Genomic DNA, 12,116 nt, shown 5'->3' with positions numbered 1-12,116 from the left:
GGGAATTGGGGAGAGACGGATATGGTCGCAACAAATCGCGCGCGGGATCAACAGCCGCAGGAACTGTCAGGAGTGGTTGTCGGGTGGAAGCACCGGACGTTTTCCGAAAACATCCACCTGACTGTCCAATCCACCACTAAGGGCAAACCGACCCCCGAAGCGGTCGATACCCATCACCTGCTGATGACGCGGAACCAGGCATTCCTGCTGGCGAACTACCTGCTCCAGCTCACCGGGCAGGAAGACAGCATGCCCCGCCGCCGCAGCTTCCTCTCGCGCTTCTTTACCTGAAGCTTCAGCCTGTCGGCGAGGGCCGATAGACCATGACGTGGCGATAGACCTCGCCGGGATCGAGCCTTGCCGAAGGGAAGTCGGGCCGGTTGGGCGTGTCGGGGAACTTCTGCGGCTCCAGCGCCACGCCATCGCCCATGCGATACAGCCTTGCGCCCTTCCCCGGCCTGTCGCCGTGCAGGAAGTTGCCGGTGTAGAGCTGCACGCCCGGCTCGGTGGACAGCACCTCGAGAACCCTGCCGGAAATCGGATCTGAAAGCCGCGCCACCAGCCGCGGCCCTTCGGCAGCCGCGTCATCGATGGCAAAATTGTGGTCATAGCCCCGACCGATGCGGATCTGTTCTTCGCGACCGTCGCGCAGTCCATCTGAAATGCGCCGGGCCTGACGGAAGTCGAAAACCGTGCCTTCGACGGGGGCGAGACCGGGAAGCGGGATCTGCTGCGCGTCGACCCTGGCATAGCGGCTGGCCGGAATGGTCAGCTCGTGATCCACCGCAGCGCCGCTCGCTTGCCCCCCGCCGAGATGAAACAACGCATGGTTGGTCATCGCCACGACCGTCGGTCTGTCCGTCCGCGCCTCGAACGCGATCTCCAGCGTACCGTCTTCGGCGAGGCGATAGCGGGTCGTCGCATCGACCGCGCCCGGGAAGCCCTCGTCCCCGTCCGGGCTGTGCAGCGCAAAGGTCACCGCATCGCCCGAAGCTTCGACGATGCGCCAGTTGCGCTGGTCCCATCCCCGCTCGCCCCCGTGCAGCGTGTTCGCGCCATTGTTGGCGACAAGGCGATGCTCCACCCCGTCGAGCGAAAACCGCGCCCCACCGATGCGATTGGCATATCGTCCAATCGTAACGCCAAGGAACCCGCGATCCTCAAGGTATGCCCGCACGTCGTCGTGCCCCAGCACGATGTCTGCCAGCCGCCCCTCGGTATCGGCCGTGAAAAAGCGCTGCAACGTGGCGCCAAGGCTCAGCAATTCCACCCGAACGCCGCAAGGTGCCTCGAGGACGACCGATTCCACCGGCGCGCCATCCACAATCAAACCGGTCTCCGATCGCGTCATCTGCATCCCGCCTTCAGCTCGCTGTGCGGCGGGCGGGCTATTCCCAATTCCGCCCCAAGGCAATCGCCCCTTCCCTAACCGGGCGATTAAGGTCAATCTGGCCGCCTTGAGACTCCACGAACAGAGGGAGCCGGGAGGGACCATGCCTGAACTTCACGTCCGCCACGCCTTGCTGGCAGCCGCCGCCTTGCTCGCCGCGCCGCAGCAGGTTTCCGCCGAGGCACCAACAGACGCGACCCGCAAGGCCAACGCCGCCGCGCTTGCGGACCTGCCCATGGCCGACCGACAGGACTTCGACTTCGCCCAGCGGGGTTTCGTGGCCACACTGAACGACCCGGTGATCCGCGATGCAGCCGGCAATCCGGTGTGGGACACCACCGCCCTGTCCTTTGCCCGCGGCGAGGCTCCCGCCACAGTCAATCCCAGCCTCTGGCGACACGCACAGGTGCTCGGCAAGGCGGGCCTGTTCAAGGTTACGGACCGGATCTGGCAGGTCCGCGGTTTCGACGTCGCGAACGTCACCTTCGTGCGCGGAGACAAGGGCTGGATCGTGATCGATCCCCTGACCGCCACTGAAACCGCGGCCGCCGCCTATCGCCTCATCTCCGAAAAGGTGGCGAAGCTGCCGGTCACGGCGATGATCTACACCCACAGCCACGTCGATCACTTCGGCGGCGCGGGCGCATTCGCGCAGGTCCTCGAAAAGGACGCCCCGATCCTCGCGCCGCAGGGCTTCACCCGCGCTGCCGTCAGCGAGAACGTGATCGCCGGCCCTGCCATGGGACGCCGCGCCGGCTACCAGTTCGGCATCGGCCTGCCCAAGGGGCCTGAAGGCTCGCTCGGCTCAGGCATCGGCATGGGCGTTGCGGCGGGCGGTCGCAGCCTGGTTCCGCCAACGCGCGAGATTGCCGAAACCGGCACCGAACTGGTGCTCGATGGCGTGCGCATCCGTTTTCAGGTGACCCCGGGGACCGAGGCGCCGGCCGAAATGAACTTCGGCTTCCCCGACTGGAAGGTCGCCGACCTGGCCGAGAACGCCAACGCCTCGCAGCACAACATTCTCACCCCGCGCGGCGCGGTGATCCGCGATGCCAAGGCCTGGGCGCAAGGCCTGACCGAGGCGATCGACTTCTTCGGCGGATCGGAAGTGCTCATCACCAGCCACGGCTGGCCCCGCTTCGGCGCCGGCGCGATCGCGGACTACCTGGCCAAGCATCGCGATGCCTATGCCTATCTTCACGACCAGACCGTGCGGCTGATGAACAAGGGCCTGACCGGCCCCGAAATCGCCGCGAAGCTGACCCTGCCGCCCGCCCTCGCGCGGGAATGGTACGACCGGCCCTACTACGGCTCCTACAGCTTCAATTCGCGGGCGGTCTATCAGTTCTACATGGGCTGGTACGACGGCAACCCCGCGCACCTCGCCCCCCTTCCCCCCGAGGAAGGCGGCAAGCGTTATGTCGAGGCGATGGGCGGAAGCGCCAGGGTGCGCGCGGTGGCGCAGGAAGCCTTTGCGAAAGGCGACTATGCCTGGGCCGCCGAACTGCTCAACCGCGCGGTCTTTGCCGATGGCGCCGACGCGGATGCGAAGGCGCTTCTCGCCCGAACCTATCGCCAGCTCGCCTACCAGAGCGAGAACGCCCTGTGGCGCAACATGTACCTGACCGGCGCCGGGGAACTCGAGAACGGCGTCGCCGCACAGGACCCGACCGGCGGCGCCAGCCTCGTCAGCCAATTGCCGCCGACCGACCTGTTCGACGTGCTCGCCGTCAGGATCGACCCCGCGAAAGTGGGCGATGGCAAGGTGTCGCTCGGCTTCGTCTTTCCCGACAAGGCGCAGCAGCACACGGTAACGGTCGCGAACGGCGTCCTCGTCCACCGTCCGGGCCTGCGCGACGGACGGCAGGCGACGCTGACCGTGCGCTACGCCGACCTTCTGGCCGCGCTGTTCGCGGGCAAGCCGCTCGCGGCGAAGATTGCCTCGGGCGAGGCCACGATCGAAGGCGATCCGGCAGTCTTCGCCCGCCTAACCGGCTGGCTCGACAAGCCGGACCCCACTTTCGCGATCGTCACGCCCTGAAGCGCAAGTCTCAGGGAACCGGCTTCTTCAGATAGGCGATCACCGCCGCGCGTTCCTCGGCATTGGGCACGCCGGCGAAGGCCATCGAGGTGCCGGGCACGACCGCCGACGGCTTCAGCAGCCACTTGTCGAGCGTGGCTTCGTCCCACTTCACGTTGGCCTTCTTCATGGCGGCGGAATACTTGAAGTTCGCGGCGCCGGCCTTGCGCCCCACCACGCCGGCAAGGTTCGGGCCCATCTTCATCGGCGCGTTCGGCTGGACCGCGTGGCAGGCGACGCAGCGCATGAACACTTTCTTGCCAAGCACCGGATCACCCTTGGCCGGGGCCGCGACGGCCACGCCCGCAAGAGCCGAAGCCGCAAGGCCTGCTACAACAAATGCACCCGTGAACTTGCCCATGAACTTGTCCTGCCCTCTTTGAATATGACGCCCTGCCCGTTGCCGGACCACGTCACGCATGGTCTTTCCTGCGCGCTGTATCGCGGCTGAACGGTGATGCGCCATAGCAGAAAACCTGATCGACGAAAAAAGGTGCGTTCGCCATGCCGCCGCCGCCGCGCTACAATCGTGCGATGGACAGCCTGCCCGATCTTCGCCGCCACCCACTTCCCGCCGGCTTCATCGAACGCCTGCGCCAGCGCTTCGCCGATGCCTGCCAGACCGCAGAGGCCATCCGCGCCCAGCACGGCGGCAGCGAATCGCACTTCCCCACCGTCCTTCCCGATGCCGTCGTCTTCGTCCGTGACACGAAGGATGTGGTCGACTGCGTGGACCTCTGCCGCGAGGGCGGCGTCGCGCTCGTGCCCTTCGGAGCCGGCACTTCGCTCGAAGGCCACACACTCCCGCTGGCCGGCGGGATCAGCCTCGACCTGTCGCGCATGGACACGGTCCTTGCCGTGAACGAGGCGGACTTCGACTGCACCGTCCAGCCCGGCATCCGCCGCGAAGCGCTCAATGCGCACTTGCGCGACACGGGCCTGTTCTTTCCCATCGACCCGGGCGCGAACGCCACCATCGGCGGCATGGCGGCGACCCGCGCCTCGGGCACCAACGCCGTGCGCTATGGCACGATGCGCGAGGCGGTTCTCGGGCTCGAGGTCGTGACGCCGCAGGGCAAGGTGGTCACCACCGGCCGCCGCGCCCGCAAGTCCGCCGCCGGGTACGATCTGACCCGTCTCTACATCGGCTCGGAAGGCACGCTCGGGATCATCACCGCCATCACCCTGCGCCTCCACCCCGTCCCCGAAGCGGTCATGGCCGCCACGTGCCCGTTCGCCACACTGGAAGGCGCGGTCGACACGGTCGTGCAGGCCTTTCATGCCGGGGTGCCGATGGCGCGGATCGAACTGCTCGACGCGATGCAGGTCCACGCCGTGAACCTTCGCGCAGGGCTGGGCCTGCCCGAAGCGCCCACACTGTTCTTCGAATTTCACGGCAGCGAGACAGGCGTTGCCGAACAGGTGGAAATGGTCCGCACGCTTGCGGGGGCCAATGGCGGCGGCGACTTCCACTGGGCGACCCGGACCGAGGACCGCACCCGCCTCTGGCGCGCACGGCACGAGGCCTACTACGCCGCCGTCGGACTGCGCCCCAACGCCATAGGCTGGACCAGCGACGTCTGCGTCCCGATGAGCCGCCTTGCGCAGTGCATCCTCGAAACGCGCGAGGACCTCGACCGGGCGAGCGTTCCGGCAACCATCGTCGGCCATGTCGGCGACGGCAATTTCCACGCGATCTTCTCGATCGATCCCGCTGCTCCGCACGAACTCGACGAAGTGGCAGAGATCAACCGCCGCATGGTTGCGCGCGCACTGGCCATGGGCGGCACCTGCACCGGCGAACACGGCATCGGCATCGGCAAGCAGGACATGCTCGTCGACGAACTCGGCGAGGACGCGGTCGACGTTATGCGCGCCCTGAAGCGTGCCCTCGATCCGCAGAACCTGTTCAACCCGGGCAAGATCTTCCGGCTATAGCAGGTTCTCCCGGCCAGCGCCGTTGCGAGGCGGCAAAGCCCGCTCGCAACGGCGAATGGCCGGAAGCCTTACTCCATCTCGAGAATGATGGCGTCCACTGCCAGGCTGTCGCCCGCCTTGGCATTGACCGACTTCACCTTGCCCGCCTTCTCGGCGCGCAGGATGTTCTCCATCTTCATCGCCTCGACCACGGCGAGCGGTTGACCGGCCTCGACCGTGTCACCCTCGCCCACGTTCAGCGAGACGAGCAGGCCGGGCATCGGGCAGATCAGGAACTTCGAAAGATCCGGCGGCACCTTCTCGATCATGTGCCTGGTCAGGTGCGCGATGCGCGCCGGCAGGACCTGCACGTCATGGATCGCGCCGCGCGTCGTCAGCCTGAAGCCTGCGCGCGTGGTCTCGACCTTCACCGACAGCGGCTTGTCGTCGACCTCGCAATGTACCATCCGGTCGCCCGGCGTGTATTCCAGTGCGATGTCCACGGGCGTGCCGTCGACGGAGATTTCCTCCTCGGTCAGCTCCACGGCAAAGGTGCTGCCCCCGACCTTCACCGACCATTCCGAAGGCGGATCGAGGTCGTGGCCAAGCTGGTTGTCCACCTGCCGCGCCCGGTCCGCGCGGGCCGTGGCAAGGAACGCGGCCAGCGCGGCAAGCGTCTGCTTCAGCTCGTCCGAAGTCGCCGCGCCGGTAAAGCCTTCCGGATATTCCTCAGCGATGAACCCGGTGGTCAGTTCGCCCGAACGGAAGCGCGGGTGCTGCATGATCGCGTTGACGAAATCGATGTTGTGGCCCAGCCCCTCGATCTCGAAGGCATCGAGCGCCTCGATCTGCTTGTCCGCCGCCTCGTCGCGCGTCTTGCCCCAGGTGATCAGCTTGGCGATCATCGGGTCGTAGAACATCGAGACTTCGCCGCCCTCATAGACGCCGTCGTCCACGCGCACGCCGTCGATCCCGCGGCGTCCGTTCTCGGCGCCGTCGTCGGTCCAGCCCGCGACCGGCGGGTTGTAGCGGATCAGGCGGCCCGTCGAGGGCAGGAACCCGCGATAGGGGTCCTCGGCATAGACGCGGTTCTCGATGGCCCAGCCATCGATCTTCACCTCGTCCTGCGTCAGGGCAAGCTTCTCGCCGGCCGCCACGCGGATCATCTGCTCGACCAGGTCGACGCCGGTAATCGCCTCGGTGACGGGGTGCTCCACCTGGAGGCGGGTGTTCATTTCAAGGAAGTAGAAGCTCTCGCCGCTCGGGTCCGCGCCCGACACGATCAGTTCGACCGTGCCTGCCGAATAGTAGCCCACCGCGCGTGCCAGCGCGACGCACTGCTCGCCCATGGCCTTGCGCATCTTCGGGGTGACGAAAGGCGAAGGCGCTTCTTCCACCACCTTCTGGTGGCGGCGCTGGATCGAACATTCGCGTTCGTTGAGGTATAGGATGTTGCCGTGCTTGTCGCCGAGGATCTGGATCTCGATGTGGCGCGGGTTGAGAATGAACTTCTCGATGAACACGCGGTCGTCGCCGAACGAATTCAGCCCCTCGCGCTTCACCGCCTCGAAGCCTTCGCGCACGTCCTTCTCGTTGTAGGCCAGGCGCATGCCCTTGCCGCCACCGCCGGCCGAAGCCTTCATCATCACCGGATAGCCGATCTCGTCCGAGATGCGCACCGCATGCTCGGTATCCTCGATCTCGCCGACGAAGCCGGGGACGACGTTGACGCCCGCTTCCTTGGCCAGCTTCTTGGATTCGATCTTGTCGCCCATCGCGGCAATCGCGCCGACAGGTGGGCCGATGAACTCGATACCCTCTGCCGCCAGCGCCTCGGCAAACGAGGTGCGCTCCGACAGGAAGCCATAGCCCGGATGCACCGCTTCGGCGCCGGTCTGCTTGCACGCAGCGATGATCTTGTCGGCGATCAGGTACGACTGCGCGGCAGGCGCAGGCCCGATATGCACCGCCTCGTCCGCCATCTGCACGAACGGCGCCCGCGCATCGGCATCGGAATAGACCGCCACCGTCTGAATACCCATCCGACGCGCCGTCTTGATCACACGGCAGGCAATTTCACCACGGTTGGCGATGAGGATTTTCTTGAACATCAGTCCCTGTCTTTCGTCACACGCCTTGCGGCGAAGATACCAATCGCAATCAACAAGATCAGACTTCCCGGAAACATCAGAAAGCGGATCAATCCATCGTTCTCGCAGCCCATACCGTGAGCGCTCGGCGCACAATCGCCCATTGCCGCTCCGACGAAGAGGACCACCACAACTGCACATCCCATGAGCCCAAGAAGGAAGCAGCCCACTTTACTGCTGGTCCCTGTCCGCGGCTCATCGGAGAAACTCACTCTAGCTCCTCTCCACAGCGTCACGCTGAACTTGTTTCAGCGTCCATCTCTCCGCACGAACGGCCGTCGCCGGAACCCACATGGATGCTGAAACAAGTTCAGCATGACGGGTGCCTGCGATTGAGAGAGATGCTGCAGAAACGGCACCATCTCCATCACCCTGAACTTGTTTCAGGGTCCACCCTTCCGCAAACACGGAGCCATGCGCGATGAGCGACAACCCTGCGTCTACATCCTCGCCAGCCAGCCGCGCGGCACGCTCTACATCGGCGTTACGTCCAACCTCATCGGCAGGTTGTGGCAGCACCGCGAAAGCATGATTCCCGGCTTCACCAGCCAATACGCCGTCCACCGCCTCGTCTACTTCGAGCAGTTCGACGAGATGATCCCCGCCATCACCCGCGAGAAGCAACTCAAGCGCTGGCACCGGCAGTGGAAGATCAACCTGATCGAGAGCGCGAATCCTGATTGGCACGACCTTGCTCCGGGGCTCGGTCTTGGCCCGCCAGCTCCGCGCACGCCGAGGGATGGACCCTGAAACAAGTTCAGGGTGACGACCATCCACAAGGCAAGGCGAAGCTGCCAAGATCACACCAGCTCCAGCGCCTGCGCGAGGTCGGCGACGATGTCGTCGATGTGCTCGATGCCGACCGAGACGCGCACCGTGTCCGGCCCGGCGCCTGCCGCTACCAGTTCTTCCTCGCCGAGCTGGCTGTGGGTGGTCGAGGCAGGGTGGATGATCAGCGAGCGGGTGTCACCGATGTTGGCGAGGTGGCTGAACAGCTTGACCGACTGGACAAGCTTCACGCCCGCCTCGTAACCGCCCTTCACGCCGAAGGTGAACACCGCGCCGCCCTTGCCGCCGAGGTACTGCTTCGCCAACTGGTGATACGGATCTTCGGGCAGGCCCGCATAGCTTACCCAGGCAACCTTCGGATGGTTCTGCAACCACTGCGCCAGGTGCAGCGCGTTGGCGCAGTGGCGCTCGATCCGCAGCGCCAGCGTTTCCATGCCTGTCAGCGTCAGGAATGCGTTCATTGGCGCCATCGCGGGGCCAAGATCGCGCAGCCCCAGCACGCGGCAGCCGATGATGAACGCGATCGGCCCGACAGGCTTCAGCGCCTCGGTCAGCACCGCGCCGTGATAGCTCGGGTTGGGCTGCGACAGCGAGGGGAACTTGTCACTCGCCGCCCAGTCGAACCTGCCCGCGTCCACGATCAGGCCACCGATGGAATTGCCATGCCCATTGAGGAACTTGGTGCACGAATGGACGACGATGTCCGCGCCATGTTCGATCGGGCGGCACAGCGCCGGGCTGGCCATCGTGTTGTCGACGATCAGCGGCACACCGGCGGCATGCGCAACCTCGGCAATCGCGGCGATGTCCTGCACCACGCCGCCGGGGTTGGCGAGGCTTTCGATGAACACGCCGCGCGTCTTGTCGGTGATCGCTGCGGCAACCGCGGCCGGATCGTCGGCATCGACGAAGACAGCCTTCCAGCCGAACTTGGCAAAGCCATGCGCGAACTGGTTGAGCGTGCCGCCATAGAGCTTCTTGGCCGCCACGATCTCGCAGCCCGGCTCCATCAGGGTGTGGAACACGATGAACTGCGCGGCATGGCCAGATGCCACGCCCAACGCCGCCACACCGCCTTCCAGCGCCGCGATCTTTGCTTCCAGCGCGGCGTTGGTGGGGTTCATGATGCGGGAGTAGATGTTGCCGAACTCGGCCAGCGCAAAGAGGTTCGCGGCGTGCTCGGCACTGTCGAACACGTAGCTTGCCGTCTGGTAGATCGGCGTGATCCGCGCCTTGGTGGTCGGATCGGGCTCGCACCCGGCGTGGACCGTCAGCGTCTCAAGCTTCTGCGTCATAACATCTCTCCCTCGATCAAGTCGGTCAATGACTAGCGCTTGATCACGCTGAAACCGAGACGCTTGAGTTCCGGCTCTGCGTCATTTGTTTTAAACGACCGAGGCGGAATGGCAGGCGAATGTGCTGATGCCCAGATTGCTTTGATGGGATATTCTCGTCCCGCATAGTCAATCCAAGTTGTTCGAGAGCCACGTCCATTAGCGTATTTTGCAAGGAACGCGGGTACCCCGAGCTGGTCGCATTCTGCGATTTGACGCAAAACATCTGCTTTATTGGGCATTTTCGAGCTCCTCCCCTGCGGGCGGCATGTTGTGGCCAAGCAGGCGCAGCATGTCGGCGGCGCATTCGACCACGTTCGAGCCCGGGCCGTAGATCCCCTGCACCCCGGCTTCGCGCAGGAAGTCGTAGTCCTGCGGCGGGATCACCCCGCCCGCCACGACCTTGATGTCGGGGCGGCCGGCCGCCTTGAGATGGCCGATCAGTTCGGGGATCAGCGTCTTGTGACCGGCGGCAAGCGAGGATGCTCCGACGGCGTCGACGTCCTTCTCCAGCGCCAGCGCAGCGGCCTCCTCGGGAGTCTGGAACAGCGGGCCGCTAGTCACCTCGAAGCCCATGTCGCCAAAGGCCGACGCGATCACGTTGGCACCGCGATCGTGCCCGTCCTGCCCCATCTTGGCGACGAGCATGCGGGGCTTGCGGCCGAGGCGGCGCGTCACGGCCTCGACGCCATCGAGAACCTGCTGGTAGCGGCTGTCTCCGGCATATGCCGAACCGTAGACGCCCTTCACCGGCGTCGGGAACGTACCGTGGCGGCCGAACACGACTTCCATCGCGTCGGAAATCTCGCCCAGCGTCGCACGGTGGCGAGCGGCTTCGACAGCTAGCTCAAGCAGGTTGCCGCCGGTCTTTGCACCTTCGGTAAGGGCATTGAGCGCTGCGCGGCACTTGGTCTCGTCGCGGGTTTCGCGCACGCGCTTGATCCGGGCGATCTGCGCCTCGCGGACAACGTGGTTGTCCACTTCAAGCGTTTCGAGCTTGTCCTCGCTGGCAAGCCGGTACTTGTTGACGCCGACGATCACGTCCTCGCCCCTGTCGACGCGGGCCTGCCGGCCAGCGGCGGCTTCCTCGATCATCGCCTTGGGCCAGCCCGCCGCCACGGCCTTGGCCATGCCGCCTTCAGCTTCGACACGCTCGATGATCTCCCAGGCCTTGTCGACCAGTTCCTGCGTCAGCGCCTCGATGTAGTACGACCCGCCGAGCGGATCGACCACGTTGCACATGCCCGTCTCTTCCTGGATCACGATCTGCGTGTTGCGCGCAATACGGGCGGAAAAGTCGGTGGGCAGCGCAATGGCTTCGTCGAGCGCGTTGGTGTGGAGCGACTGGGTGCCGCCCAGCATTGCGGCCATCGCCTCGATCGTGGTGCGGATGACGTTGTTGTAGGGGTCCTGCTCCTGCAGGCTCACGCCCGAGGTCTGGCAGTGCGTGCGCAGCATCTTCGAACGCTCGTCCTGCGCGCCCAGCTTCGTCATCACGCGGTGCCACAGCACGCGCGCGGCGCGCAGCTTGGCCACTTCCATGAAGAAGTTCATGCCGATGGCGAAGAAGAACGACAGGCGGCCGGCAAACTTGTCGATGTCGAGGCCCGAGGCCACGCCGTACTTCACGTACTCCATGCCGTCGGCGATGGTGAACGCGAGTTCCTGCACCTGCGTCGCCCCGGCTTCCTGCATGTGATAGCCGGAAATCGAGATCGAGTTGAACTTCGGCATCTCGCGGCTGGTGTAGCCGAAGATGTCCGAGATGATCCGCATGCTCGGCTCGGGCGGGTAGATGTAGGTGTTGCGGACCATGAACTCCTTGAGGATGTCGTTCTGGATGGTCCCGTCGAGCAGCTTGCGGTCGACGCCCTGCTCCTCGCCCGCGACGATGAAGAACGCCAGGATCGGGATCACCGCGCCGTTCATGGTCATCGAGACCGACATCTGGTCGAGCGGGATGCCGTCGAACAGGATCTTCATGTCCTCGACGCTGTCGATGGCCACGCCCGCCTTGCCGACATCGCCCACGACGCGCGGGTGGTCGGAGTCATAGCCGCGGTGCGTCGCAAGGTCGAACGCGACCGACAGGCCCTTCTGCCCGGCGGCAAGGTTGCGGCGATAGAATGCGTTGGATTCCTCGGCGGTCGAAAAGCCGGCGTACTGGCGGATCGTCCATGGCCGCCCCGCATACATCGAGGCCCGAACGCCGCGCGTGAACGGCGCGAAGCCGGGCAGCCCCGGATCGGCGGTGACGTCGTCGGCGGTGTAGAGCGGCTTGACGGCGATGCCCTCGGGCGTCTGCCAGGTCAGGTCCTTTCCCTTCACTTCCTTGGCGGCGGCGGCCTGCCAATCTGCCAGTGTCTTCTCGCTCATCTTGCCATCTCACACGTCATGCTGAACTTGTTTCAGCATCCATTTCGCCATTCGAACCGCCGTGCCGGTCGCACGATGGA

General features: G+C 65.3%; 11 protein-coding genes. 4 read left to right on the top strand and 7 right to left on the bottom strand.

Annotated features, from left to right (window positions below):
- Positions 1 to 21 precede the first annotated feature (21 nt).
- Entirely contained in the window at positions 22 to 291 is a 270-nt protein-coding gene (locus tag SARO_RS04095; RefSeq protein ID WP_011444479.1) for a hypothetical protein, read from the top strand.
- Positions 292 to 295: 4 nt separating this feature from the next.
- On the opposite strand, the gene SARO_RS04090 is transcribed toward SARO_RS04095, so the two are convergent.
- Positions 296 to 1,351 carry an aldose epimerase family protein gene (locus SARO_RS04090; RefSeq protein WP_011444478.1) on the bottom strand — a complete coding sequence of 352 codons (1,056 nt, stop codon included), beginning with the start codon at positions 1,349 to 1,351 and terminating at the stop codon, positions 296 to 298.
- Positions 1,352 to 1,493: 142 nt separating this feature from the next.
- Here SARO_RS04090 and SARO_RS04085 point away from each other — a divergent pair, with 142 nt between their 5' ends.
- Positions 1,494 to 3,431, top strand: coding sequence for an alkyl/aryl-sulfatase (locus tag SARO_RS04085; RefSeq protein ID WP_011444477.1), 1,938 nt, complete (start codon positions 1,494 to 1,496; stop codon positions 3,429 to 3,431).
- A gap of 10 nt (positions 3,432 to 3,441) precedes the next feature.
- Here SARO_RS04085 and SARO_RS04080 read toward each other — a convergent pair whose 3' ends face one another.
- On the bottom strand, positions 3,442 to 3,831 hold the full coding sequence (locus SARO_RS04080) for a c-type cytochrome (RefSeq protein ID WP_041550115.1): 390 nt from the start codon (positions 3,829 to 3,831) through the stop codon (positions 3,442 to 3,444).
- A gap of 143 nt (positions 3,832 to 3,974) precedes the next feature.
- Between SARO_RS04080 and SARO_RS04075 the strand changes: the two genes are divergently transcribed.
- Positions 3,975 to 5,408 carry an FAD-binding oxidoreductase gene (locus SARO_RS04075; protein WP_011444475.1) on the top strand — a complete coding sequence of 478 codons (1,434 nt, stop codon included), beginning with the start codon at positions 3,975 to 3,977 and terminating at the stop codon, positions 5,406 to 5,408.
- Between the two features lie 68 nt (positions 5,409 to 5,476).
- Here SARO_RS04075 and SARO_RS04070 read toward each other — a convergent pair whose 3' ends face one another.
- Entirely contained in the window at positions 5,477 to 7,498 is a 2,022-nt protein-coding gene (locus tag SARO_RS04070) for an acetyl-CoA carboxylase biotin carboxylase subunit (RefSeq protein WP_011444474.1), read from the bottom strand.
- Positions 7,498 to 7,749: a hypothetical protein gene (locus tag SARO_RS04065; RefSeq protein WP_143004774.1), complete on the bottom strand. Its 252-nt coding sequence runs from the start codon at positions 7,747 to 7,749 to the stop codon at positions 7,498 to 7,500. Before SARO_RS04065 ends, SARO_RS04070 begins: the two co-directional genes overlap by 1 nt.
- A gap of 202 nt (positions 7,750 to 7,951) precedes the next feature.
- On the opposite strand from SARO_RS04065, the gene SARO_RS04060 reads away from it, so the two are divergent.
- Positions 7,952 to 8,287, top strand: a complete 336-nt coding sequence (locus tag SARO_RS04060) for a GIY-YIG nuclease family protein (RefSeq protein ID WP_011444473.1) — start codon at positions 7,952 to 7,954, stop codon at positions 8,285 to 8,287.
- A gap of 50 nt (positions 8,288 to 8,337) precedes the next feature.
- On the opposite strand, the gene SARO_RS04055 is transcribed toward SARO_RS04060, so the two are convergent.
- The 3 genes from SARO_RS04055 to scpA are packed head-to-tail and all read right to left on the bottom strand — an operon-like array spanning position 8,338 to position 12,036.
- Positions 8,338 to 9,621 carry an O-acetylhomoserine aminocarboxypropyltransferase gene (locus SARO_RS04055; protein WP_011444472.1) on the bottom strand — a complete coding sequence of 428 codons (1,284 nt, stop codon included), beginning with the start codon at positions 9,619 to 9,621 and terminating at the stop codon, positions 8,338 to 8,340.
- A 32-nt stretch (positions 9,622 to 9,653) separates the two neighbouring features.
- Positions 9,654 to 9,902: a hypothetical protein gene (locus SARO_RS20940; protein WP_011444471.1), complete on the bottom strand. Its 249-nt coding sequence runs from the start codon at positions 9,900 to 9,902 to the stop codon at positions 9,654 to 9,656.
- On the bottom strand, positions 9,892 to 12,036 hold the full coding sequence (scpA, locus tag SARO_RS04050) for a methylmalonyl-CoA mutase (protein ID WP_011444470.1): 2,145 nt from the start codon (positions 12,034 to 12,036) through the stop codon (positions 9,892 to 9,894). The genes SARO_RS20940 and scpA overlap by 11 nt, the downstream gene beginning before the upstream one ends.
- Between the last annotated feature and the right edge of the window lie 80 nt (positions 12,037 to 12,116).

Origin of the sequence: Novosphingobium aromaticivorans DSM 12444, from assembly GCF_000013325.1 — a bacterium.
GTDB classification, from domain to species: domain Bacteria; phylum Pseudomonadota; class Alphaproteobacteria; order Sphingomonadales; family Sphingomonadaceae; genus Novosphingobium; species Novosphingobium aromaticivorans.
Note: the sequence above shows the minus strand (reverse complement) of the source record. Positions and strands in the feature narration are given on the sequence as shown.

Coding starts and splice junctions, on each gene's coding strand:
- SARO_RS04070 (WP_011444474.1), bottom strand. CDS start 7,498: ATGTTCAAGAAAATCCTCATCGCCAACCGTGGTGAAATTGCCTGCCGT.
- SARO_RS04075 (WP_011444475.1), top strand. CDS start 3,975: ATGCCGCCGCCGCCGCGCTACAATCGTGCGATGGACAGCCTGCCCGAT.
- SARO_RS20940 (WP_011444471.1), bottom strand. CDS start 9,902: ATGCCCAATAAAGCAGATGTTTTGCGTCAAATCGCAGAATGCGACCAG.
- SARO_RS04055 (WP_011444472.1), bottom strand. CDS start 9,621: ATGACGCAGAAGCTTGAGACGCTGACGGTCCACGCCGGGTGCGAGCCC.
- SARO_RS04090 (WP_011444478.1), bottom strand. CDS start 1,351: ATGACGCGATCGGAGACCGGTTTGATTGTGGATGGCGCGCCGGTGGAA.
- SARO_RS04060 (WP_011444473.1), top strand. CDS start 7,952: ATGCGCGATGAGCGACAACCCTGCGTCTACATCCTCGCCAGCCAGCCG.
- scpA (WP_011444470.1), bottom strand. CDS start 12,036: ATGAGCGAGAAGACACTGGCAGATTGGCAGGCCGCCGCCGCCAAGGAA.
- SARO_RS04095 (WP_011444479.1), top strand. CDS start 22: ATGGTCGCAACAAATCGCGCGCGGGATCAACAGCCGCAGGAACTGTCA.
- SARO_RS04085 (WP_011444477.1), top strand. CDS start 1,494: ATGCCTGAACTTCACGTCCGCCACGCCTTGCTGGCAGCCGCCGCCTTG.
- SARO_RS04080 (WP_041550115.1), bottom strand. CDS start 3,831: ATGGGCAAGTTCACGGGTGCATTTGTTGTAGCAGGCCTTGCGGCTTCG.